The organism is Nitrospirillum goiasense (genome assembly GCF_034427435.1).
Taxonomy (GTDB): Bacteria; Pseudomonadota; Alphaproteobacteria; order Azospirillales; family Azospirillaceae; genus Nitrospirillum.
This window is the reverse complement of record NZ_JAXQNP010000004.1, coordinates 434,876-458,947: the sequence shown is the minus strand read 5'-3', so window position 1 is coordinate 458,947 and position 24,072 is coordinate 434,876. Positions and strand designations below refer to the sequence as shown.

18 protein-coding genes are annotated in these 24,072 nt (G+C 67.8%); 9 read left to right on the top strand and 9 right to left on the bottom strand.

Annotation, left to right across the window (positions count from 1 at the left end; all coding sequences use genetic code 11):
• The first annotated feature begins 77 nt into the window (after positions 1-77).
• Both ULB03_RS23860 and ULB03_RS23855 read left to right on the top strand, forming a co-directional pair.
• Positions 78-1,409, top strand: coding sequence for an MFS transporter (locus ULB03_RS23860; protein WP_322485578.1), 1,332 nt, complete (start codon positions 78-80; stop codon positions 1,407-1,409).
• A gap of 412 nt (positions 1,410-1,821) precedes the next feature.
• Positions 1,822-4,746: a TonB-dependent receptor gene (locus tag ULB03_RS23855; RefSeq protein WP_322485577.1), complete on the top strand. Its 2,925-nt coding sequence runs from the start codon at positions 1,822-1,824 to the stop codon at positions 4,744-4,746.
• A gap of 140 nt (positions 4,747-4,886) precedes the next feature.
• Here the strand turns inward: ULB03_RS23855 and ULB03_RS23850 are convergent, their stop codons facing one another.
• The 3 genes from ULB03_RS23850 to ULB03_RS23840 form a co-directional block, all read right to left on the bottom strand.
• Positions 4,887-5,405 carry a flavin reductase family protein gene (locus ULB03_RS23850; protein WP_322485576.1) on the bottom strand — a complete coding sequence of 173 codons (519 nt, stop codon included), beginning with the start codon at positions 5,403-5,405 and terminating at the stop codon, positions 4,887-4,889.
• Between the two features lie 212 nt (positions 5,406-5,617).
• A complete protein-coding gene (locus ULB03_RS23845; RefSeq protein WP_322485575.1) occupies positions 5,618-6,265 on the bottom strand; it encodes a flavin reductase family protein in 648 nt (215 codons plus the stop codon).
• 137 nt (positions 6,266-6,402) lie between these two features.
• The gene (locus ULB03_RS23840; RefSeq protein ID WP_322485574.1) at positions 6,403-6,807 is read right to left on the bottom strand and encodes a hypothetical protein; all 405 of its coding nucleotides are present in this window, start codon (positions 6,805-6,807) and stop codon (positions 6,403-6,405) included.
• 321 nt (positions 6,808-7,128) lie between these two features.
• On the opposite strand from ULB03_RS23840, the gene ULB03_RS23835 reads away from it, so the two are divergent.
• Positions 7,129-7,809, top strand: a complete 681-nt coding sequence (locus ULB03_RS23835) for a response regulator transcription factor (RefSeq protein ID WP_322485573.1) — start codon at positions 7,129-7,131, stop codon at positions 7,807-7,809.
• Positions 7,796-9,193 (top strand): sensor histidine kinase, encoded by a 1,398-nt coding sequence (locus tag ULB03_RS23830; RefSeq protein ID WP_322485572.1) that lies wholly within the window; start codon positions 7,796-7,798, stop codon positions 9,191-9,193. The genes ULB03_RS23835 and ULB03_RS23830 overlap by 14 nt, the downstream gene beginning before the upstream one ends.
• Here the strand turns inward: ULB03_RS23830 and ULB03_RS23825 are convergent.
• Entirely contained in the window at positions 9,190-11,103 is a 1,914-nt protein-coding gene (locus ULB03_RS23825) for an AsmA family protein (protein ID WP_322485571.1), read from the bottom strand. The genes ULB03_RS23830 and ULB03_RS23825 overlap by 4 nt on opposite strands.
• 165 nt (positions 11,104-11,268) lie before the next feature.
• Here ULB03_RS23825 and ULB03_RS23820 point away from each other — a divergent pair, with 165 nt between their 5' ends.
• Positions 11,269-12,018, top strand: a complete 750-nt coding sequence (locus ULB03_RS23820) for a creatininase family protein (protein WP_322485570.1) — start codon at positions 11,269-11,271, stop codon at positions 12,016-12,018.
• A gap of 42 nt (positions 12,019-12,060) precedes the next feature.
• On the opposite strand, the gene ULB03_RS23815 is transcribed toward ULB03_RS23820, so the two are convergent.
• From ULB03_RS23815 to ULB03_RS23795, 5 genes are all read right to left on the bottom strand, one after another.
• Positions 12,061-13,851 (bottom strand): glycoside hydrolase family 9 protein, encoded by a 1,791-nt coding sequence (locus tag ULB03_RS23815; RefSeq protein ID WP_322485569.1) that lies wholly within the window; start codon positions 13,849-13,851, stop codon positions 12,061-12,063.
• Between the two features lie 153 nt (positions 13,852-14,004).
• The gene (gene paoC / locus ULB03_RS23810) at positions 14,005-16,200 is read right to left on the bottom strand and encodes an aldehyde oxidoreductase molybdenum-binding subunit PaoC (protein WP_322485568.1); all 2,196 of its coding nucleotides are present in this window, start codon (positions 16,198-16,200) and stop codon (positions 14,005-14,007) included.
• Positions 16,201-16,203: 3 nt separating this feature from the next.
• On the bottom strand, positions 16,204-17,172 hold the full coding sequence (locus tag ULB03_RS23805; RefSeq protein WP_322485567.1) for an FAD binding domain-containing protein: 969 nt from the start codon (positions 17,170-17,172) through the stop codon (positions 16,204-16,206).
• Positions 17,169-17,858 carry an aldehyde dehydrogenase iron-sulfur subunit PaoA gene (gene paoA / locus ULB03_RS23800; protein ID WP_322485566.1) on the bottom strand — a complete coding sequence of 230 codons (690 nt, stop codon included), beginning with the start codon at positions 17,856-17,858 and terminating at the stop codon, positions 17,169-17,171. The genes ULB03_RS23805 and paoA overlap by 4 nt, the downstream gene beginning before the upstream one ends.
• Before the next feature lie 87 nt (positions 17,859-17,945).
• Positions 17,946-18,941 (bottom strand): SDR family oxidoreductase, encoded by a 996-nt coding sequence (locus ULB03_RS23795; protein ID WP_322485565.1) that lies wholly within the window; start codon positions 18,939-18,941, stop codon positions 17,946-17,948.
• Between the two features lie 143 nt (positions 18,942-19,084).
• Between ULB03_RS23795 and ULB03_RS23790 the strand changes: the two genes are divergently transcribed.
• The 4 genes from ULB03_RS23790 to ULB03_RS23775 all read left to right on the top strand — a co-directional run bounded on the left by ULB03_RS23790 (position 19,085) and on the right by ULB03_RS23775 (position 24,066).
• Entirely contained in the window at positions 19,085-19,678 is a 594-nt protein-coding gene (locus tag ULB03_RS23790) for an NADH dehydrogenase ubiquinone Fe-S protein 4 (RefSeq protein WP_322485564.1), read from the top strand.
• Between the two features lie 142 nt (positions 19,679-19,820).
• Positions 19,821-20,231 carry a c-type cytochrome gene (locus ULB03_RS23785; RefSeq protein ID WP_322485563.1) on the top strand — a complete coding sequence of 137 codons (411 nt, stop codon included), beginning with the start codon at positions 19,821-19,823 and terminating at the stop codon, positions 20,229-20,231.
• Positions 20,228-21,529: a DmsE family decaheme c-type cytochrome gene (locus ULB03_RS23780; RefSeq protein WP_322485562.1), complete on the top strand. Its 1,302-nt coding sequence runs from the start codon at positions 20,228-20,230 to the stop codon at positions 21,527-21,529. The genes ULB03_RS23785 and ULB03_RS23780 overlap by 4 nt, the downstream gene beginning before the upstream one ends.
• Entirely contained in the window at positions 21,526-24,066 is a 2,541-nt protein-coding gene (locus tag ULB03_RS23775; protein ID WP_322485561.1) for an MtrB/PioB family outer membrane beta-barrel protein, read from the top strand. Before ULB03_RS23780 ends, ULB03_RS23775 begins: the two co-directional genes overlap by 4 nt.
• The last annotated feature ends 6 nt before the right edge of the window (positions 24,067-24,072 follow it).

Here is a 24,072-nt window from a genome sequence, read left to right as displayed (position 1 = left end):
CGCGGCCCTGATCGCGCCCATCGCTGAAAAAGGCCGCGCCCAACGATGGCGCGGCGATAAACGGGAGTGAGACGTCCATGGCGTGGCCAGCGGAAGCGACCATCGCACCCAGCCCCCCGCCGGCCAAGATAGGCCGGCGGCGCTGGATCGTCGTGGCCCTGCTGTTCGCCGCCACCGTCATCAATTATGTCGACCGCCAGATGCTGGGCTTGCTGAAGCCGCTGCTGTCGCAAGAGTTCCACTGGTCCGAAACCGACTACGCCGACATCATCTTCTGGTTCCAGGCGTCCTACGCCGTGTCCTACCTGGTGTGCGGCCGGGTCATCGACCGTGTCGGCGCGCGCTGGGGCTATGCCCTGACCTTCGTCATCTGGAACCTGGCCCATATCGCGCACGGCCTGGCCAGCGGCTTGGTCCAGTTCGTGCTGGTCCGCGTGGCGCTGGGCGCGGGCGAGGCCGGCAACTTCCCCGCCGGCCTGAAAAGCGTGGCGGAATGGTTTCCCCGGCGCGAGCGCGCGTTGGCGGTGGGTGTCTTCAACGCCGGGTCCAATGTCGGCGCCGTGATCACGCCCCTGGTGGTTCCCGCCATCGTCGCCGTCGCCGACTGGCGCATGGCGTTCATGGTAACCGGTGTCATCAGCTTCGCCTGGTTGGCGGCTTGGCTGATCTTCTATCGCCGCCCTGAGGAAGACCGCCGCCTGTCCGCCGCCGAGCGGGCGCATATCCTGTCGGACGCCATCACCCCGACGGTATCCGCGGGCGGGCCGCGCCTCGCCTGGATTCTACGCCAACGCCAGACATGGGCCTATGTCCTGGCCAAGTTCCTGACCGACCCCATCTGGTGGGTGTTCCTGTTCTGGTTGCCGGATTTCCTCGGCCGGCGCTTCGGCCTGGATCTCAGCGGCTTCGGCCCGCCGCTGGTCGCCATTTACCTGATGTCCGACATCGGCAGCGTCGCCGGCGGCTGGCTGTCTTCACGCCTGATGCGGCGGGGCCTGGGGGCCAATCGCGCGCGCAAGCTGGCGATGCTGATGTGCGCCGCCTGTGTCATTCCCGTGCTGACCGCGCCCTGGGTTGGCGGCCTGACCGCCGCCGTCCTGATCATCGGCCTGGCGACGGCGGGGCACCAGGGCTTTTCCGCCAACCTCATGACCCTGCCCTCCGATCTTTTCCCGCCCACATCGGTGGCCACGGTGGTGGGATTGGGGGGCACGGCGGGCGCGGTGGGCGGCATGCTGATGGCCAAGTTCACAGGGTGGATACTGCAAGGCACCGGCAGTTACGGTCCCGTGTTCCTGACGGCGGCCGTGGCCTATCCATTGGCGTTGCTGGCGATCCAGGCCCTGAGCCCCTACCTGCGTCCGGCCATGCCCGACGCCACCGGTGGAGGTGCCCCATCCGGAAGGTGACGGGACGAATATTTTAAAATATGTCGATATTGGCGCCACTACTTGAGTGTTTTTGGCGATAGGCCCCTTTTTTAAAATATATCTCTGAAATATAATTCAGATAACCAAATAAAAATCTTGACAGTATTGCTCTTTTGGGAAAATGGTAACGCTACCATCAAGGCGCCACGAACGCGCCGCTGGAAGGGAGGGGAGCAAATGGGACGCCTGCGTTGGGCCACCGGCCGACACTTGCCCCCGGCGGCTGAAAGTGGCCGTCGGCCTCGCCGCCCACTTGCCGGTGGCCGGCAAGGCGATGGACGGCGGGTGACCTTCTACCGCTACCGCTGACCCGCATCCGCGCGAAACCAGAGCCTAAACAACAGCCCGCCTGAACCCGGAAAGGGGCCGTGGGCGGCCAGGGAGGAAAAACATGGCACATTCAAAGAACTGGAAGGCATTACTGACCACCACCGCCCTGGCCGGCTCCGCCCTGCTGGGGATGCTGGCGCCGCCGGCCAACGCCCAGACGGCCGCTCCCCCTACGGACGCATCCTCCACGGCCGCCCCGCCCACGGCCACATCGCCTAGTGATGACGCCACGCTGGATGAAATCACCGTCACCGGCATCCGGCGCAGTCTATTGGACGCCACGGAGCAGAAGCGCAATTCCGTCGCCTTCGGCGACAGCATCTTCGCCGAGGACATCGGCAAGCTGCCGGCCACCAACCTGGCCGAAACCCTGAACCGCATTCCCGGCGTGAAGCTGAACCGCGACATCAACGGCGAAGGCGTGCAGGTCTCCATCCGCGGCTTGGGGCCCAGCTTTTCCAAGGTGCTGCTGAACAACACCCAGATCGCGGTCGCGTCCGATGGCGGCACCACCGGCGGCAACGCCAACCGTGAAGTCGACCTGGACCTGTTCCCGTCGGAACTGTTCACCCGCCTGGACGTGGAGAAGACGCCGATCGCCTCCACCCTGGAAGGCGGCATCGCCGGCACGGTGAACCTGCACAGCGCCCGTCCCTTCGACAATGAAGGCACCCACGTCACCCTGATCGGCCAGGGCCAGTACACCAACGCGGATAACGAGGTGAGCCCGCGCGGCGCCCTGGTCGCCAGCCACACCTGGGGCCCCTTCGGCATCCTGGTCGGCGTGTCGGGGGTGAAGACCACCACCCGCATCGACGGTTTCGAGACCATCGGCTGGACCGACGGCAACTTGCCGGCCGGCAGCGGCGACGTCGGCTCTGGCAACGGCTTCGTCTACGCCGCCAACGCACCCAACAACGTCCCCGGCCTGACGCCGGGCCAGCCCGTGAACCTGGCCCAGACCTCCGGCCTGACCCTGCCCCAACTGGGCAGCGCGCAGATCCCGCGCCTGGGCCGCAACAGCTACACCTTCGGCGACCGCTCGCGCGTGTCCAGCCTCTTGTCCCTGGAATACCGGCCCAGCGACGAATGGCACTTCGCCATCGACGGCTTGTGGGCGCAGTCCGACCGCGATTACCAACGCCTTAACATGAACTGGTACGTCCGCAACTCCGGCCCCGGCACCAGCCCCACCTCCACCGGCGGCATGGTTCCCATCAACCTGACCGTCGACAGCAACAATGTCGTGACCCAGGGCACCTTCGCCAATTCCAGCTTCTTCCTGGAAAACGACATCTACAACCAGCATACCGAGTTCTACAATATCAACCCCACCCTGACCTGGAAGCCGTCCAAGGACTTCAAGGTCGACGCCCAGGTCAACTACGGCCACAGCACCTTCTTCCGGGAACAGCCGCAGTTCGACGTGCAGACGCCGGCGCAGTCGGGCCTGGCGGTCAGCTACCAGGCCAATGGCGCCAACGGCCAGCCCATCATCGTGCCCAACCGCGACCTGAACGACCCCAACCTGGGTTGGAAGTGGTATCGCGTGAACGTGCAGAACGTGTACCGCGAAACCACGACCCGCGGCGCCCATATCGACACCCAGTACGGCGATGACGACGTCAACCTGAAGGTGGGCGGCGCCTATGACATGGCCAGCCGCATCATCCGCGCCTACGACAACAGCACCGCCTTCCAGACCGCCGTCTGCGGCGCCACCTGCGACGGCAACTCCGGCTTGGTGCCCAATTCGCAGATCGGCCAGTACCTGATGCCCATGAACATCAGCGATTTCGGCAAGCTGGCGGGTGGCAATGTCGGCTACACCCAATGGATCATGACCAACGTGTCGGCGCTGGAGAAGGCGACCAACTACGACTATTACAATCAAACCGCGCCGCAGACCCGCAGCGCCGTGACCGGCGGCTCCGTCGGCAACATCTCGGAAAAGACTTTCGGCGGCTATGCCGAGGGCAACGCCAGGGACACCCTGCTGGGCCACGAGGTGGCCATCAACATGGGCCTGCGCTATTTCCACACCGACCAGACGGTGACCAGCCCGCTGGTGACCGCGTCCGGGGCGCTGATCGACCAGACGCTGAGCACGGGGTACAGCGACGTGCTGCCCTCCGCCAACGTGGTCTATAGCCTGACGAACGACATCAAGCTGCGCGCGTCCGCCTCGCGCGCCATGACCCGGGCCGATGCCAGCCAGTTGCTGCCCGGCACCACCTTCTCCGACATCTCGGCGCAGGTGGCCAGCGCCGGCAACCCGAACCTGAAGCCCTACACCTCCAACAACATCGACATCGGTGGTGAGTGGTACACGGGCGGCCTGGGCTATATCGGCGCCGCCCTGTTCCGCAAGGACATCGACGGCTTCACGGTCACCACGCAGAAGACCGTCCCCTTCACCGCCCTGGGCGTCAACTTCAGCGACCTGCAGACCAGCCAGCAGCAGGCGCTGATGCTGCGTGGCGGCCCGAACGTGGCCACCGTGACCCTGACCCAGCCGGTGAACCTGAGCAAGCTGCTGCTGCAGGGCATCGAGTTGACCTGGGTGCAGCCCCTGGATTTCATCGTCGAGGGCCTGGGCTTCTCCGCCAACGGCACGCATATCGAGCAAAGCTCCGACAGCGGGCTGTTCGCCACCGGCATCGCGCCCTACAGCTATAATCTGCAAGCCTTTTATGAAGGCCATGGCGTGTCGGTCAGCGTCAACTATGTCTGGAATGACCAGTCCACCGCCGCCAACGCCCCGCAGAACAACATCAACGAGGCCCTGATCGCCGAGGCGCGGGGGCAGCTGGACCTATCGGTGGGCTACCAGCTGCCCTGGCTGGACGACAGCATCCGCCTGACGGTGGACGCCCTGAACATCACCAATGAACCGCTGGTGACCCAGTTCGGCCACTCCAACTCGCCCTACAGCATCTACTACCCCGGGACGCAGGTGATCTTCGGCGCCCGCGCGAAGTTCTGATCGGCGGACGGCACCCTTCCCCGGACGGGTTTTCGAGGGGTAGCCCGCCCCTTGTGCCACCCGTCCCAACTTGAGTTTTGGCAGTAACAAAAATCCCCGGGTGGTCGATGCCGCCCGGGGATTCCTTTGAAAATAAGGAATTACAGGGCGCTCAGCTTGCGGTAGCCGCCATCGGCGTAAAGCAGCGGATTGACCTCCGCCCGGCTGCGGGTCCACAGCACCTCCCCCACGATGACGCGGTGACTGCCGTGGGGCAATTCCGCGGCCCGGCGGCAGATCAGGGTCGATTGCGCGCCAATCAGGCAGGGGGCACCCATGATATCCTCCCAAACGCCGGGCTTGAAGCAGTCGGCCGAGCGGTTAGGGGCGCCGAAGGTCCTGGAGACATCCTCCTGGTCGGCATAGAGAATGTTGATGGCATAGGTGTCCACCGCCAGGAGGCGGTCGTGGATGCTGCCCGACTGGTTCAGCGCGATCAGCACCGACGGCGGGTCGAAGCTGAGGGAGCACAGGGCGCTGACCGTCGCCCCCGCCGCCCCCTGCGCATCCCGCAGCGTGACCACGGAAACCGATGCCGCCAGGCGGCGCATGGCATGGCGCAGGCCGTCCACCAGCGTGGTGTCGTCATCGGCGGGCGGCAGGGCGGTGGAACTGGACATGGGGCCTCAAATCACAGCGCGGTCGGACGGGTCACCTTAGCCATCGGCGACGATGTTGCCAGCCCAATGTTTCGGCGAACCACGTACAGGGGGCATAGGACACCGCTTCGCCCGTCATGACAAGGCGGGTTGATGCCCTCTGGCGTTAGCATGACGGGCTATCCCGCCGTAATTGAATAGTTCTCAACGTCCGCTTGGTGGTGACCAAAGGGTCAGCGGCCGCTGGGCCGGTCCACACTGGGTCGGTCCATGTCGAAACGGCTGTCGGGGGTGATGGCGGCATAGGCGGACGGGCCGCCGCCGCGCAGGATGATGCCGGCACCGAACGTGTCGAAGACGCCATCCACCAGCAGCGAGCGGGCGATGTGGATCACCACCGCCTCGCCCATCACCAGCCAGGAATCGACCGCTGTGCCGTCATGGCGGCGCAACCGGTGGATATCCGTCACCCGGCATTCGAAATGCACGGGGCTTTCCCCAACACGCGGCACATCGATCAGCGTTCCCGGCACCTGGGTCAGGCCGGCGGCCTGGAACTCGTTCACGCCATACGGCAGCGGCGCGCTGGTGGCGTTCATCTGCGTGGCCAGATCGCGGGTCGCCAGGTTCCAGACGAAGACGCCGGTTTCCTGCGCGTTGCGCAGGCTGTCCTTGGCGCTGGTGCTGCAAAAGCCGATGATGGGCGGGCGATAGTTGAAAAGGTTGAAAAAGCTGTAGGGCGCCAGGTTGACGCTGCCGTCCCGCCCCTTGCTGGAGATCCAGCCGATGGGGCGCGGCCCGACGATCGCGTTCAAGGGGTCGTGCGGCAACCCATGGCCCTTGGACGGTTCGTAGGAATGAAGGTCGTCATAGTGGCGCATGCGGCAAGCCCCGGCGATGAGGGGCGGCCCTGCCGGACCGCCCAGTGGTTCATCGCCCGACCATAGCGGGCCTCGCGCCTGGTTTGAACGCGGCGTGGACGCACGGGACTGTTGCGCGCCCTTCAGGTGGGTGGCTGTCAGGCGACGCGTCGCGGGCGGGCGGCGCCAGCCTCGGCCCCGCCGTCAGCCGTGTCCTTGGCGGCCGGGACCTCCCCCAGGGCGCCAATGCTGGCCTGCAACAGGCGGCTGATACCCTCGGCATAGTCCTGGCTCGCCTTCAGGGCGAAACGCTGGCCGACGGTCTGCAGATCCTGCGGCGTCCGGCAGGTGAGGAACTCGGCGCAAGCCTCCCGGTCCTCATGCATGCGTAATTCCCAGAACCGTGCGAGTTCCTGGAAAAAGGCCAGGCTGCCCTGGGTCACCCGGCCATAGACATGGTGGATATCATCCATCCAGGCGGCGTTTTCCGACAGCAGGGTGCCGAGCGGGGCGTTCGTGGCCCAATCCATGGGCGGAAACGGTGTTTTGGCGGCGTCAGGCATGGCGTCCTCCCCTCTGTTGCGATCCCGGGCACGAGGAGGTGCGGAGATTCCGCGCCCCGGTGCGGCGGGCGAGACGAACGAATAATCGTAACCGACCATGGACCTGGCACGCCTTGAGGTGGCTCAAGCGCGGTCCCGGATAATCCCCGGGGCGGACACGATTGCGGAGTGGCCCTTGCACAATACCACAGCCCCGATGGCTCCCGCAGTCCCAGGACAGCGGCGATGAAGCGATTTTTTAAGGCGGTCCCTGTCAGGCCAGATGCCTTGCGCCGGCGGCCCCGTTATGGTGCGCGGCGAATTGCCGGAGAACTGCCCCGCATGGCCAGGATATTGGTGATCGAGGACGAAGCGCGCACGGCGCGCGAAATCGTGGACGCGCTGACGGCGGAGGGCTACGCCGTCACGCTGCGCGCGGACGGCCCCACCGGCCTGGCGGAGGCGCGGGCGGGCCTTTACGACGCCATCACCCTGGACCGGCTTTTGCCAGGCCTGGATGGCCTGGCCCTGCTGGCGGAACTGCGCCGCGAAGGGGTGACGACCCCGGTCCTGGTGGTCAGCGCCCTGGATGGGGTGGACGACAAGGTGCGCGGCCTGCGCGCGGGCGGCGACGACTACCTGACCAAGCCCTTCGCCCTGGCGGAGCTGGTCGCCCGGGTCATGGCCCTGGCCCGCCGCCGGGCGGACAAGCCGGCCGGCACCCTGCTGCAGGTTGGCCCCCTGGTGATGGACCTGGTGGGGCGCCAGGCCACCCGGGGGGCGCGTGAGCTGGACCTGACGCCCCGGGAGTTCCAGTTGCTGGAATATTTCGTGCGCAACGCGGAGCAGACCCTGACGCGCTCCATGCTGTTCCAGGCGGTTTGGGAGTATGGCTTCGCCCCCGGCACCAACGTCATCGATGTCCATGTCGGCCGTCTGCGCCGCAAGGTGGACGCGGACAATGAGGAAGCGATGATCCGCACCGTGCGCGGCGGCGGCTGGCGGCTGCATGCCCCGGATTAACCGGTTCCGCCTGGCCGACGTGCCCCGCACCACGGCCTTCCGCATGACCGTGCTGTTTGGGGCGCTGACGGTCACGGTCGTCCTATTGGCGCTGGGCGTCGTCTATTGGCGGGCGGGCGTGTTCCTGACCCAGCGGCTGGATGAAACCCTGGTGCGCGAGGTGGCGGAGTTCCAGCGCGCCTCCGTGCCCGAGCAGGCCACGCATATCGACAGCCTGGTGGACAGCGACCGCCGTGGGCACTGGCGGGCGGCGCTGCTGGCGCCCGACGGCCGGCGCCTGGCGGGGGACCTGGCGAACGTGCCGGAGGAGCTGCGGGCCCTGGACGGCGGCATCCACGCCCTGCCCCAGGGGCCGGCCCCCACGCCCGAACGCCACCACGCGGCCCGTGGCCTGGCGCGGCGCCTGGCGGACGGCCGTGTCCTGGTGCTGACGGTGCGGACCAATGAGGTGCATGAGGTGCGGGAACTGATCCTGCGCGCCATGGCGGCCGGCCTGGTGGGCGGCGTCATCCTGGCCCTGGCGGGCGGCTTGGCGCTCAGCGTCGGCACCTTGCGGCGGATCGAGGCCATCCACCGCGCCAGCGCCACCATCATGGCGGGGGATTTGTCGCAACGCCTGCCCGTGCGCGGTTCGGGCGATGACTTCGACAAGCTGGCGGCCATCGTCAACGCCATGCTGGCCAAGATCGAGGGGCTGATCGGCGACATGAAGGTGGCGGGCGACAACATCGCCCATGACCTGCGCACCCCCCTCACCCGGCTGCGCACCCGGCTGGAGGGTGCGTTGCGCCGCGGCGGCGATATTGAGGCCCACCGCGCGGCCATGGAGGACGCCATCGGCGACGCCGACCAGATCCTGGCGACCTTCCGGGCCTTGCTGCGCATCGCGGAGGTGGAGGACGGTCGCCGCCGCGCCGCCTTCGCCACCATCGATCCGGGCCCCCTGGTCCTGGCCGCCGCCGACCTGTATGAGCCGCTGGCGACCGCCAAGGGCCTGGCCTTCACCACCGACATCCGCCCCGCCGCCCCCATCACCGGCGATGCCGACCTGCTGTTCGAGGCGCTGGGCAACCTGCTGGACAACGCGATCAAGTTCACGCCCAGCGGCGGCGCCCTCACCCTGGCCTTGCGGCAAGAGGCGGGGCTGGCGCCGGAGATCACCGTCCGCGACACCGGCCCCGGCATCACCCCGGATCAGCGGGACATGATGTTCCGCCGCTTCACCCGCGGCGACCACGCCCGCCATACGCCGGGCAACGGCCTGGGTCTCAGCCTGGTGGCGGCGGTGGCGCAGCTACACGGCTTCCGCCTGGCGGTGGAAGACGGGCAGCCGGGCTGCGTCATGCGCATCACCTTGGGCGAGGGCCAATTGGGCCAGGGCTAATCGGAGGCCAGCAATTGCCGGGTCAGGCCGTCGCAGTCGACATCGTCGGCCCCGCCGAAGTCGGGCAGTGGAATGGGGATGAGCCGGCCGATGAAGATGCGGGGCGAGCGGATCTTGCCCTTGACCACCACGGGCGCGCGCAGGTCCAGCAGGTCGAACTTCTTGGTGTCGGCCGTGACCTCGGTATCCACCTCCTGCGTTTTCAGCCGCACCTCGCCGTTGACATGGACCACCGACTTGCGGGTGTCCATCAGCGTGCGATCGAAGACCACCTGGCCGTGGTTGAAGGTGAGCCGCCCCAGGGCGCAGCGGATGGGAATCTGGTCATCGCCGGTGATGTACAGCACCAGGGCGTCGGCGATCTGCAAGCCCGCCAGGCTGACCATCAGGGAACTGATGGTGCCGCCGGACATGGTGACCACCACGTCGCCCGTCGCCGTGCCCATGACCTGCGCCAGGGAATGCCCGTTGCCCACCAGGCGCACGCGGCCCCGCAGCTTGCCCTTGGTCGTGTCGAAATAGTCGGACCCGCGGAAGAACGCCTTCAGGTCCACGTCCTGATACGTCAGAGCGGCGCGGGCCTGGGGATCGTCCCCCCGGACGTCCAGCGCCATCTCACCGGCCAGCGTGCCGCCGGCCACCCCCATGCGCAGCGGGTTGACCGTGGCCTGGCCGTCGCGCACCCGGACGCGGAAGGACAGGGTCTGCACCGGCAGATAGTCGGGCGCCACCACCTTCTTGGCGTCCAGGCTGACGTCCATGTTCATGGCTCGCAGCTTTTCCATCTGCAGCGGCACGTCGGGGAACAGCTCCCCCTTGGCCTCCAGCGCGGCCTGGGTCTTTTTTTGGTCGGCGGAGACGTTGCCCTTCGATCCCGGGGTGGCCCCCACCAAGGGGGCCAGGTCGGCGAAGGCCAGGTGGTCGGAGGTGAGATGCGCCGTGAGGAATGACGGTTTGGCATGGTGGTCGATGGCGATGTCGCCCGCCAGGTCGCTGTCACCCGCATGCCAGGCCAAATCCACCACCCTCCACACGCCGGGTTCATGCGTCAGCTTGCCGGCAAGGCGATAGGGTGGCGTGGGCGGTCCGGGAATGCCCAGCAAGGGGAAGATGTCCGCCAGGTCCGGGCCGGACAGCGCCACCCGCACGTTGGAGCCGGTGAACTGGAAGGGGTCCTGCAACGTACCCTGGGCCGTCAGCGTGGTGGCCCCGTAATTGACCGTGAGGTCAACGGGATAGGGCTTATCCGTGTCACGCAGCATCAACACCGACCCACCCACGAAATGCACGGTCAGGGGCTGCTTCCCGATGCTGCCCTTGAGATCCAGGTCCGCCGTCGGTTCCGCCGGCGCCTGGCCGGTCGCGGTCTGCACCGTCCCCTCCAGGGCCAGCTTGCGCTTGGCGTCGCGGTAGCTGACGCGGCCCTCATCGATCTCCAGCCGGCCGACCACCGGCACCTCGCCCCGACTCTCGGGCTTCAACTGGTTCAGGGCACCGGCGGCTATGGGGCTTTCGTCAGAACTCCAATTCCAGTGCTCCTGGTCGTTCTTTTCCAGCGCGACCACGGGCTGGCGCAAGACCAGCGTGGGAAACACCAGGTCGCCCCGCAGCAGCAGAAGGCGCAACGCGATGTCCAGCTCGATCTGTTTGGCCGTGAACAGGTGGGGCGCCTGCCCCCAGTCGGCGTTGGCCACCTGGATATCGTCCAGCAGCACATGGGTCACCCAGCCCCAGCGGACCGACACCTTGCCGATCCGGGTTTCCCGTCCGGAGAAGGCGGTGGCCCGGTTTTCCAACTGGGCCCGCACGTAATCGGAGGTGACGAAGAGATAAACGCCCGTGGCGGCCAGCACCATCAGCACCGCCAGAGCACCCAGGGTCCAACCCGCTATTTTGACCGCCCGTCGCATGGCCACGATCCGTCAAGCGAACACCAGCGGGGCGATGGCGCCCCTCCTCCCATCCCCAGCCAACCGTCCAAATGCCGTCGCGGTTCCACACCACGCTTTTGGGGTGCCTTTGGCGCCGCGCGCTCCTATGGTGGCGGCCAAACAGCCTGCCTGAGGAACGAGTCCATGCTGCTGCACCTGTCCACCTGGTCCGAGGTCGAACGCTTCCTGCAACGCTCCAAGACCATCATCATCCCCATCGGCTCGAATGAGCAGCACGGGCCGACGGGCCTGTTGGGGACGGACTGGCTCTGTCCGGAAATCATCGCCCATGAGGCCCACAAGGGCGGCGCCGACATCCTGGTGGCCCCCACCTTCAACATCGGCATGGCCCAGCATCACCTGGGCTTTCCCGGCACCATCAGCCTGCGCCCCTCCACCTTCATGGCGGCGATTGGCGACTGGGTGCGTTCCCTGGCCGTGCACGGCTTTGAGAAGATCTATTTCCTGAACGGCCACGGCGGCAACGTCGCCACCATAGAGGCCGCGTTCTCCGAACTCTATGCCGAGGCCAGCTTCGCCGAGCGTCGCGCCGGCTTCGCCTGCAAGCTGCGCAACTGGTGGGACCTGCCCGGCGTGAACGCCCTGGCCCAGAAGCAGTTCCCCACGGGCCATGGCAGCCACGCCACCCCGTCGGAGATCGCGGTGACGCAGTGGGCTTATCCCGACGCCATCAAGACCGCCGATTACGCGCCCAAGGTCGCCGGCTCCGGCCCCATCCGCGAGGCGCTGGACTTCCGGGCGCGGCATCCCGATGGCCGCATGGGCTCCGACCCCGCCCTGGCCACCCCGGAAAAGGGTGGGGAGCTGGTGGCGCTGGCCGTGACCGGCCTGGTGGCCGAAGTCGCGGCCTTCGGTAATGAGCCCGCTGTTTAAGAAATAATGGGGGACCCGCGCGGTGATGCGCGGGTCCCCGCCTCACGGCGCCGTATCGTCCAGCCACAGCGCCACCCAGGCCAGGGGCGCGTTCCAGTTGATGGTGACCTCGTTCATGGTGTAGGCGCGATAGTCGTCGGCCCAGCAGGTCTGGGGCGCGCAATTGCCCTTCATGGTCTTGGCCACCGGGTCGTCCATGGCCGACGAATCCGGTCCCCCCGAGAGGACGCCTGACGGCGGCGCCGGATAGCGCGCGTCCGCCTGATGCGCCCAGAAGCGGTGATGGGGGTTTTGCATGGGCCGGGCGCCGAAACCCGTGACGTAGGACCGGTCCAGGGGATTGCGGCCCAGCACATAGTCGGCGGCATCCACCACCGCCGTCCGATAGGCGGCCTTGCCCGTCAGGTCATACGCGACGCCCAACACCATGGCGCGGCTGAGAATGGCGCCGTTGGAACCCCAGGGGTAGGCTGCCGACGCGAAGGGCAGCCGGTAGCCCGTCTTGCCCTCGTCCGTCACATAGCCATCGGCCAGGGCGGTCACCTGCGCCCGCACCCGTTGCCGATCCGCCTCATCCAGGCGGCCCGGCGCCAGGGCCAGGGTCAAGCTGCCCGCCGTGGCCACGGACCCCCAACTGAGATCGCCCGTCCCCTCCGCACCCGTGAAGTACGGCGACGCGCGCAGTACCGCCAGATAGGCGGGCTCCCCCGTCGTGGCGTACAGTTCCGCCGCCGCCCAGTAGACCTCATCCGTGAGATGGGGGTCGCCATAGCCGCCGCTGCCGTCGAAATCCACCTGGGCCAGGATGTCGGGATGGCGTTGCGCCGCGGCGAAGGCGCGGCGGGCGGCGTCCAGGCAGCGCTGGGCGAACGCGGCGTCGATATCCTTCCACACCCGTGCCGCCTGCGCCGCGACGGCGGCCAGGTTCAGGGTGGCCGCGGTGGTGGGATAATAGAGATAGCGGGTGACATGGTCATCCGCCGGCGCGGTGGGCAGGCCCGTCCAATGCGCGTCCGCGATCTTCTGGTGCGCCAGGCCGCCGGCATCGATGCGGGTCAGGAGGTAATGCCCGGCGTTGCCCTTCTGGTTCCCCAGCGGCACCTCCAGGCTCTTGCCCTCCGGCACCTGCATGGCCAGCAGGAATTCCAGCTCGAACCGGGCTTCGTCCAGAAGATCGGGCACGCCGTTGCCCCGCTCCGGCACCGCCAGGGTGCCGTCCGCCACCTCCGCCAAGGCGCGGGCGCGCTTCAGCACCTGGGCGCGCTCATAGGCGTTCACCAGGGTCCAGACGGAGATGCCGCCGTTCACCACGTACTTGCCTTGGTCGCCAGCGTCGTACCAGCCGCCACTGGCGTCCAGGGTATAGTCACAGCCGGGCCAGACCTGGCCCTTGGGGTCGGCCAGGTTGAAGCAGGTGGCCTTGTCCGGCCGATGCCCTGCGGGCCGCGCCAGATCCGGCCGCTCCACCAGCGCCGCCTCGATGGGCACGCCGCTGCGCTGCTGGTAAAAGAAGGACAGGCTGGCCCGCAGCAACCGGCCGTCGGGCGTCTCCGTCAAGGCGAAGGGCCGGCTGGCCTTGTCGCCCACCATCAGCCGGTATCCCTGCCCAGCCTGGCGGACGTCGGAAAAGTCGATCCGATGCACATGCTGGCCGGACGCGGCGTCATCGCCGAATGGCTGGGTCTTGCCCGTCGCCACGACGTGGCCCTGGGCATCGGTCAGGCGCCAATCCAAAGGGGCGGTCGCCGGGTCGGCCAGGATGGCCAGTTTGGGACCGGCGCTGGCCAGCCCTGTCTGGTTCAGGACGATGGGGCTGGGCGCTTCCTGCGCCATGGCCCCGCCGGCCATCATCACCGCTGCACATGCCCCCAAAAGCAGACTTGGGAAAAGCAGACCTGGCCGCATCACCGTCACCCATCCTCGCGGTCGCGTTACCAGGGCCTTGTACGGGGCCGTGCGGGGGAAAGGCAATGGCGGGCTTTGTCGCTAGGCGATTTCCGGCAGCCGATCCAGCAGCTTGTCCAGGGTGATGGGATAGTCGCGCACCCGCACGCCGGTGGCGTTGTAAATGGCGTTGGCGATCGCGGCCCCCACCCCGCAAATGCCCAGTTCGCCCACACCCTTGGCCTTCATGGGGGAGGAGATCGGGTCCACCTCATCCAGGAAGATGACCTCCTGGTGTGGGATGTCGGCATGGGCCGGCACCTCATATCCCGCCAGGTCGTGGTTGACGAAGAAGCCCCGCCGCTTGTCCACCGCCAGCTCCTCCATCAGGGCGGCCCCCGCCCCCATGGTCATGGCGCCGATGACCTGGCTGCGCGCCGACTTGGGATTGAGGATGCGGCCCGCGGCGCACACCGCCAGCATGCGGCGCAGGCGAACCTCTCCCGTCGCGGCGTCCACCCCCACTTCCACGAAATGGCCGGCGAAGGTGGATTGCTGGTAGCGCTTGTGCAGGTCGGCGTACTCGATGCCATCCTCCGCCACCATCTCGCCGCCCTTGGCCGCCTGGGCCAGCGGCACCGCATGTCCGCCCGACGACACATGGCCGTCGGCGAAATGGGGCTCCGCCGCGTTGAAGCCCAGCTTCTGCGCCACGGCCTGGCGCAGCTTCATGCAGGCGGCATAGACGCCCGCCGTCGCGTTGTTGGCGCCCCACTGGCCGCCGGAGCCGCAGGACACCGGGAAACTGCTGTCGCCCAGGCGCACCACCACCCGGTCCAGCGGCACGCCCATGATTTCCGCCGCCGTCTGGGCGATGATGGTATAGGTGCCGGTGCCGATGTCGGTCATGTCGGTTTCCACCGTCACCACGCCTTGGCCATCCAGGCGCACGCGGGCGGCCGACTTGGTGACCAGGTTGTTGCGGAAGCCGGCGGCCACGCCCATGCCCACCAGCCAGCGGCCGTCGCGCACGCTGGCCGGCTTGGCCGGCCGGCGGGACCAGCCGAAACGCTCCGCCCCCTGCTGCAGGCAGGCGATCAACTGGCGTTGCGAGAACGGACGCTCCGGCTTTTCCGGGTCCACCTGCGTGTCGTTCAGGATGCGGAATTGGATGGGGTCCATCCCCAGCTTTTCCGCCATCTCGTCCATGGCGATCTCCAGCGCCATCAGGCCCGGCGCCTCCCCCGGGGCCCGCATGGCGTTGCCCTCCGGCAGGTCCAGCACGGCCAGGCGCATGGCGGTCAGGCGGTTGGCGCCGGCATACAGCAGGCGCGTCTGTTGCACCGCCGTTTCCGGCTTGCCGTCAGGCAAGTCGCCGGACCAGCTTTCGTGGCCGATGGCGATGATCTTGCCATCCTTCCCGGTGCCGATGCGGATGCGCTGGATGGTGGCGGGGCGGTGGGTGGTGTTGTTGGCGATCAAGGGGCGGTGCAAGGCCACCTTCACCGGGCGACCCGCCGCCTTGGCGCCCAGGGCGGCCAGCAGCGCGTCGCTGCGCACGAACAGCTTCCCGCCGAAGCCGCCACCGATGTAAGGCGAGATCAGGCGGATGTTTTCCTCTGGCATGTTAAGGGTTTGCGCAACGTCCTTGACGCCCCACCTTATCATCTGGTTGGAGGTCCACAGCGTCAGCTTGTCCCCGTCCCAGGCGGCGATGCTGGCGTGCGGCTCCATCATCGCGTGGCTTTGACCGGGCGTGGTGTAGGTCGCGTCCAGTTGCACCGGGGCAGCGGCGAAGGCGCCGTGGAAGTCGCCGGCGCCGGTGTCCGGCTCCCCCTTCGCCTCGGTGGCGCCCGCCCGGGCGGCGGCCAGATCATAGGCGCCCGGCTCCGCCTGGTAGTCGACCTGGATCAGGCTGGCGGCGTGGCGCGCCTGCTCGAACGTTTCGGCCACGACCAGGGCCACGGCCTGGTGGTAATGCTGGATGTCGGGACCGCCCAGCAGCTTGGCGGTGTTCCATTTGCCCTTGCCCAGCGGGCCGGCGGTTTCCGCCGTCACGATGGTGATGACGCCGGGGGCGGCCCGGGCGGCGGCCACGTCCATGCGGGTGATGCGGCCCTTGGCGATGGCGGCGCCCAGGACGTGGCCATAGGCTTGGCCGGCCACCACGTCGTGGCGCTCATAGGCATAAGGCGCGGTGCCCGTGGTCTTCAGCGGGCCATCGATGCGGTCGGTGGGCTTGCCCACCACGGTCAGCCGGTCGATGGGATTGGTGCCGGCGGGGGTGTCGAACTTCATGGCTCAGGCCCTCGCCTCTCTCAGCACGGCGGCCAGCGTGCGCTCCGCCAGCTTGATCTTGAAAGCGTTGTCCGGTGTCGGTCGCGCGTCGGCCAGCAGGACAGCGGTCGTCGCCTTGGCACCTTGCTTCAGGTGCGCCTCCGCCGCCTCCACCCGCCAGGGCTTGGGTGCGACGCCGCCCAAGGCCACCCGTCCCCACGCGATCCCGTTATTGGCGCCATCTGGCTGCACGATCGCGGCCACGGACACCAGGGCGAAGGCGTAAGAGGCCCGGTCCCGCACCTTGTGGTAGAGCTGCGTCCCGCCCACCGGCCGGGGCAGCGCCACGGCGGTGATCAGTTCCCCGCGCTCCAGCACGGTTTCCACATGCGGGGTGTCGCCGGGCAGGCGGTGGAGGTCGGCGATGGGGATGGCGCGGCCGGTGCCATCCGGGCGCACCGTTTCCACCGTCGCGTCCAGCACCCGCATGGCCACCGCCATGTCGCTGGGATGGGTGGCGATGCAGGCGTCGCTGGTGCCGATGACGCCCAGCTGCCGCGTGACACCGCCGATGGCGGAACAGCCGCTGCCGGGCTGGCGCTTGTTGCACGGCTGGTTGGGGTCATAGAAATAAGGGCAGCGCGTCCGCTGCAACAGGTTGCCGGCCGTGGTGGCGACATTGCGCAACTGCCCCGACGCACCGGCCACCAGGGCGCGGCTCAGCACCCCGTAGTCGCGCCGCACCCGCCCATCGGCCGCCAGGTCGGTGTTGCGCACCAGGGCGCCGATGCGCAGGCCGCCGTCGGCCGTCTCCTCGATTTTGTCCAGGCCCAGACCGTTCACGTCGATCAGGTGGGCCGGTGTCTCGATCTGCAGCTTCATCAGGTCCAGCAGGTTGGTGCCGCCCGCAATGAAGCGGGCGCCGGGGACGCTGGCCGCCTTGGCCGCGGCATCGGCCGCGGATGCGGCGCGCTCATAGGTGAAGGGCCTCATGCCGGGCCTCCCGCGCTCTGCAGGCCCGCCACCTCGGCCATGGCGTCCAGGATGTTGGAATAGGCGCCGCAGCGGCAGAGGTTGCCGCTCATCCGCTCCCGCATCTCGGTGGCGGTCAGCGGCGGCGCCTTGGTCAGGTCACCGGTGACATGGCTGGGGATGCCGGCCTTGATCTCCTCCAGCACCGCGACGGCGGAACAGATCTGCCCGGGGGTGCAGTAACCGCACTGATACCCGTCGTGTTTCACGAAGGCAGCCTGCATGGGGTGCAGCCGCGCCGGCGTGCCCAACCCTTCCACCGTCGTGACGCTGCCGCCTTCGTGCATGACCGCCAGGGTAAGGCAGGAATTGATGCGCCGCCCATCGACGATGACGGTGCAGGCGCCGCACTGGCCATGGTCGCATCCCTTCTTGGTGCCGGTCAGGCGCAGATGCTCGCGCAAGGCGTCCAGAAGGGTGGTGCGGGTGTCGACCTCCAGCGTCTCGGCCTTGCCGTTCACGGTGAAGGAGACTTTGGCTTTCACAGGATTCATCACAGGCACCGGACCGCTGCTGGTGGCGGCAGCGCCATCGCCGCCGGTGGGTGTAGCCTGGCCGCCACGCGCGGACGTCGTCAAGGCAACGGATGCCACCGCGCCGAGCAACACACCGCGCCGGCTGACATCGGTATGATATCGCGTCCCCATGCCCCCTCCGGCCAAGCTGCCAAACGTCGATGAACCCGCCAGCGCGGGCTTTGGTTCCATCGATACCGGCCTCAGGCGATACCGGCCTCAGGGACCGCCATGCCCACCCGTGGCGCCGAAAACCTGGCCGGTGGAAAAGCTGTCCTCGTTGCTCGCCAGCAGCACATAGAGGCTGGCCAGCTCCGCCGGCTGGCCCGGCCGGCCCAGGGGCGTGTCCGATCCAAAGGACACCAGCTTTTCCGGGGGCTGCCCGCCGCTGGGCTGCAAGGGCGTCCATACCGGGCTGGGCGCCACCGCGTTCACACGGATGCCTTTCTTGGCCAATTGCTTGGCCAGGCCCTTGGTGAAGATCATGATGGCGCCCTTGGTCGCGGCATAGTCCAGGATGTTGGGCGACGGGTCATAGGCGTTGACGGACGCCGTGTTGATGATGGCCGCGCCCCTGTCCAGGTGCGGCAAGGCCGCCTTGGTGATCCAGAACAGGGCGTAGACATTAGTCTTGAACGTGTCGTCGAATTGCTGGGTGCTGATGTCGGTGAGGCTGTCCACCGAATGCTGCCGGGCGGCGTTGTTCACCAGGATGTCCAACCCGCCCAATTCGCGCACGGCATCGGCCACCAGCGTGCGGCAAAAGGCTTCGTCGCGGATATCGCCTGGCAAGGGCACGGCCTTGCGGCCCGCCGCCTGGATCAACTGCACCACCTCCCGCGCGTCCGGCTCTTCCACCGGCAGGTAGCCGAAGGCGACGTCGGCGCCCTCGCGGGCGAAGGCGATGGCGGCGGCGCGGCCAATGCCGCTGTCGCCCCCGGTGATCAGGGCCTTGCGCCCCGCCAGGCGGCCGCTGCCCTTGTAGCTGGCCTCGCCGTGGTCGGGCCTGGGGTTCATGCGGCTGGCCAGGCCCGGCGGTTCCTGCTGTTCCTGCCTGGGGAACGGTGGGGTGGGATAATCCGGTGGCCGGGTGGCGGCGCCGGCCGAGGGAGCTGCGGCAGCCTCGGCCGGGCTGGTGCCTAAGCCCGCCGCCGCACCAGCGGCCAGGCCGCCGATGACGGCACGGCGGGAGGTGCCGTTATCGTCCATTTTCATGATGTCGCCTCCGTGGGGGGATACGCACTGGATGCATGGACCACAACGGACCCGCGGGGGACGGGTTCCCCCTGATCGACGGTTTGGGAACGAGCGGAGATTTGGGCGCTTGTCTCGGGGTTCCAAACTGGAGGCCCGACCCCATGACCAAGCCCCTGCTGACCCCCGGCGACCCTATCGGCATTCCCGTTCCCCTACGTGCCTACATCCGCAAGCCCTCACCGGCGACGATGCAGAACGCGCCCGGCCGCAAGGCGTCCTGGCTGTTGACCTATGAGGCCAAGCCCACCCATGAGATCGACAGCGTCACCGGCTGGGCGGGCGGCGGCGACCCGCAGCAGGACGTCCTGCTGGCCTTCGACACGCTGGAGGAAGCGGTGGCCTACGCCGAGCGCCACAAGCTGCCCTATGACATCAGCGAGCCGGAACCCAGGTCCCGCCCCCTGCCCCGCCCGCAGACCCACCAGATGCGCCAGGTGCTGAGCGGCCCCACCATGGCGCCCGCCCGACAGGAGGACCCGCGCATCCGTGGCCACCAGACGGTGGTGACAACCCCCGGCCCGGTGGTGCCACCCGCCATGGCGGCGGGGCAAGCGGCGCTGATCGACAAGGCCAACGCGCCGCCGCCTTACCAGCCGGACCGGGATGTGGTGGAGGACGCCAGCGCGGACTCCTTCCCCGCCAGCGATCCCCCCTCCTGGACGCCGGTGACCGGGGCGGTGAAGAAGACGACCTGACCGGCTTTATCGGCCTTCCTGCGGCCCCGTCCTTCGGGGATCGCTAAAAAAATCGGCTCCCGTCGTCTTTTTTCCCGACACCTGGGGAATATCCCGCAGCCCCCACCCGTCTGAGGGGACAGGGACTGAGGGGAGCCGATCTATGACGCCGATACGAAACCTGTTTGCCGCCGTGCTGATGCTGGCGGGATTACCCGCGGCCGCGCACGCCGCGGGCGATCCCACGGCCGGGGCCGCCGTGTTCAAGAAATGCGCGGCCTGCCATTCGGCGGAGCAAGGCGTGAACAAGGTGGGGCCCAGCCTGTTTGGCGTGGTCGGCCGCCCGGCCGGCAGCATCGCCGGCTACAGCTACTCCCCCGCCGTGAAGCAGGCGGCGGCCAAGGGGCTGGTGTGGACGGAAGACGCCATCGTCGCCTACCTGGTCAACCCGCACAAATACCTGGGCGACTTCGTCGGCGATCCGTCGGTTTCCAACAAGATGCCCTTCAGCCTGGCCGATGAACCGCAGCGCCAGGACGTGGTCGCCTACCTCAAATCCCTGGCGCCGCAATGATGCGCGCCCTTTTCCTCAGCCTGCTGGTGGCCGTCGCCGTGGCCGGGCCGGGCGCCATGCCCGCCCGCGCGGAAACGCCGGCCCTGGCGCCGGACCAGGCCGCCCTCCGGGCGGAGATGGCCCGCATTCACGCCGGCCATGTCGACGCCGATGCGCTGCAGCGGATCGACAGCGACATCGCCAACCTGCACACCGGCGTCGCGTCCATGGATGCGACCTCGACCAGCGGCATGACCGGCGGCGACCTGCCGCAAGGCCATTACCCCAGCCTGAAGGCGGCGCAATTCACCGCCCCCGCCCCATCTGGCACCCCAGCGGGGGCTGTCGCGGAAACGTCCGCGGCCGGCGCCACCAAATGGACCCGCCTGGCCAGCTACGCGGCGGAAACGCCCAAGCCTGAGGCGGCGAAGCCCGAGCCCGCCGCTGCCCCCGTCGCCGCCAAGGCCGCCGACAAGCCCCAGCGCACCTATGTCGGGCGCGAGACCTGCGAAAGCTGCCACCAGCAGGAGGCGACCAACTGGGCGCACACCATCCACGCCAAGGTCTTCCAGCAGAACCCGCGCACGGAGCTACAGGCGCAGAACTGCGAGGCCTGCCACGGCCCGGGTTCGGCGCATGTGGAGGACCCGTCCGACCTCACCACCATCATCAGCTTTTCCAAGAAAAGCAAAACGCCCATCGCGGAGCAGAACGGCCAGTGCCTGGGCTGCCACGCCGGTGGTCAGCGCATTTTCTGGCATGACAGCGTCCATGACAGCAATCAGCTGGGCTGCGCCGACTGCCACAACCCCATGACCACCTTCGGCGCGCGCGGCCTGACGGCCCGGGAAAGCATCAACGAGACCTGCTTCCAGTGCCACAAGGCCCAGCATGCGGAGTTCGCCCGCCGGTCGCACATGCCCCTGCTGGAAGGCAAGCTGAGCTGCACCGACTGCCACAATCCGCACGGCTCGACCACCGCCCCTCTGCTGAAGGCCGACAGCGTGAACGAGGTTTGCTTCACCTGCCATGCCGACAAGCGCGGGCCCTTCCTGTTCGAACACGCGCCGGTGCGTGAAAGCTGCCTGAACTGCCATTCGCCGCACGGCTCCAACTTCGAAAGCCTGTTGACCGCGCCGCGTCCGGTGCTGTGCCAGCAGTGCCACTCGCAGTTCGGCCACCCGTCCGGCCTGCTGACGGCGGGCAACATGGCGCGCGGGCCGGGGCCCGACCCCCGCCTGATCGCCACAAGCTGCCAGACCTGCCACGTGAACATCCACGGGTCCAACAGTCCCTCCGGCGCACGGTTCGAACGATGAGACAGCGTCAGAAAAAGTCCCCCCAGCGGCTGCCAACGCGCTACCTGGTCACGGCCGCCCTCCTGGAAATGGCCAGCGCCCCCATCGCCGCGACGGTGGCCCGGGCCGACAGCGGCACCACCGGCTATGGCGGGCCGGGCAACGTCCTGAACCCCACCGGCCAGATCATGAACCGGGCCCGGGACGATGACGGCCTGTCGGTCATCGACGACGTGACCCGCACGCCGACGGGCCTGATGTACCCCGTGCCCTTCCGCACGCCGGAGATGACGCAGAGCCAGAGCAACCCCGATTGGTGGACCCTGGGCTGGTTCGAGGCCGGCATCATGGGCACCTTCGGCCAGGACAGCCGGTCAGCCTCGCTGAACCGGTACGGCGACTGGAAGAACGGCTTCACCGTCACCAGCCTGGGGTTCGAGGCGGAGGACCGCAAGACGGCCCTGCATGTCTCCGCCTTCGGCCAGAACGTCGGCCGTACCGACCAGTATTACCAGATCGATGTTGGCCGCTACGGCGTCTATGACCTGCAGGCCTATTTCGACAGCATCCCGCACACGTTCTCCACGGTGGCCAAGTCGCTGTGGGATGGGGCGGGCACCGGCAACCTGACCCTGCGCGGCGGCCTGACGCCGGGGGCGTCCACCCCGGCGCAGGTCAACGCCGTGGCGGCGGCGGTGGGCCCCAGCACCCTGCGCATCCTGCGCGAAAAAGCCGGCAGTTCGCTGACCTACACGGCGGATGAGCATACCGAGCTGTTCCTGAAAATCTCCGACGAGCGGCGCAACGGCACCCAGCCCATCAGCGCCACGTTCGGCATCCCCTTCCAGAACGGCGCCACCCAGCTGATCCAGCCCATCCACTATCAGACGGTGGATGTCACCGGCGGGGTGCGATACCGCGAGGAGAAGTTCCAGGCGAACCTGGCCTATGCCGGTTCGTTCTTCCGCAACGACATCCTGGACCTGACCTGGCAGAATCCGGGCCTGACCTCCAACACCGCCCCCGGCGCCTACATCCCCCAGACCGGACGCCTGACCCTGGCGCCCAACAACGATTATCACACCGTGAAGGGCGACCTGGCGATGCAGCTGTCGCCATCGTCACGCTTCACCGCCAGCCTGTCCTACAGCCTGATGCGCCAGGACGACGCCCTGCAGGCGCCGACCACCGGCAGCGCCGTGATCACCAGCGGCGCCGACACCATCAATCTGAGCCAATGGAACAGCGCCTCGGCCCTCAGCCAGCCGACGGCCAACGCCGCCATCAACATCCTGAACGCGGTGGCTCAATACCACTACACCGTCAATCCCGACCTGGGCCTGACGCTGGAGGTGCGCGACCGGGACGAGTCCAACCGCACCAACTACGTCGCCTTCAACCCCCAGACGGGGCAGTACGGCTACATCGCCATCGATGGCGGCCTGGCACCTTTCGTGCCGACCTTGAGCGGCGTCTACCAGGTGAAGACCCCGGGCAGCCTGGTCCAGATCCGCAACATGCCGTTCGCCAACAATAATCTTCAGGTGACGGCCAAGGCGGCGTACCGCCTGGACACGCATTGGAAACTGGATCTCAGTTACGAGAACGACACCATCGACCATACGGTGCGCGAGATCACGGACGCCCACGACAACATCGCGCGGGCCCAGCTAAGCACCACGGGCTATGAGTGGGGCACCGCCCGCCTGTCGTACGAGTTCGCCCGGCGCATCGGCAGCGATTACCAGTCCAACCCCTACACGCCCTATTACTCCGCTGCCCTGCCCGGCTATATCCCGGCGACGCCGTCGGGCGATCCGGCCTTCGCGCTGGCCGACCTGCGCAAGTTCGACATCGCCAACCGGACGGAGCATGTGCTGCGCGGCCAAGCCAACTACATCCTGTCCCCGCGCAGCGACCTGCAACTGACCGGCAGCCTGAAGGTGGACGACTACGACGCCGCCTATGGCCTGCGGTCCACCCACGCCTTCGACATCACCACCGCCTATACCTACCAGATGTCGGCGGCGACCACCCTGACGGGCTACTTCACCTATCAGAACCAGGATCGCGGCGTCGCCAACATCGCCGCCACGGGGGCCGGCACCAACGGCAGCGCCGGCGGGGCGGGCTATCCCCTGGCCAACGCCTGGACGGAGACGGTGGGGTCGGACAATTACACGGCGGGCCTGAACGCGCACCACAGCTGGGGCGTCGTCTCGGTGAACGCGGACTACACCTTCACCCGCGCCAGCACGGCCCTGGATTACGCCTACGCCGGGACGGGTGCCTTTTTTGGCGTGCTGTCGCCGGCCCAGGCCGGCAACCGCTTCCCCGCCATCACCTACGACAGCCACGCCGTACAGACGGACGTGCGCTGGCAGATGTCGGAGGCGCTGTCCTACCGCCTCTACTATCGCTTCAATTATGAGCGGCTGGTGGACTTCCATTACACCGGGCTGGCGGCCGGCGCGATCAACAACAACACCTATCTGGGCGTCATTCCGGAGAACTATACCGTCCAGACCATCGGTCTGCTGGTCCAATATGTTTTCTAGTGCCCT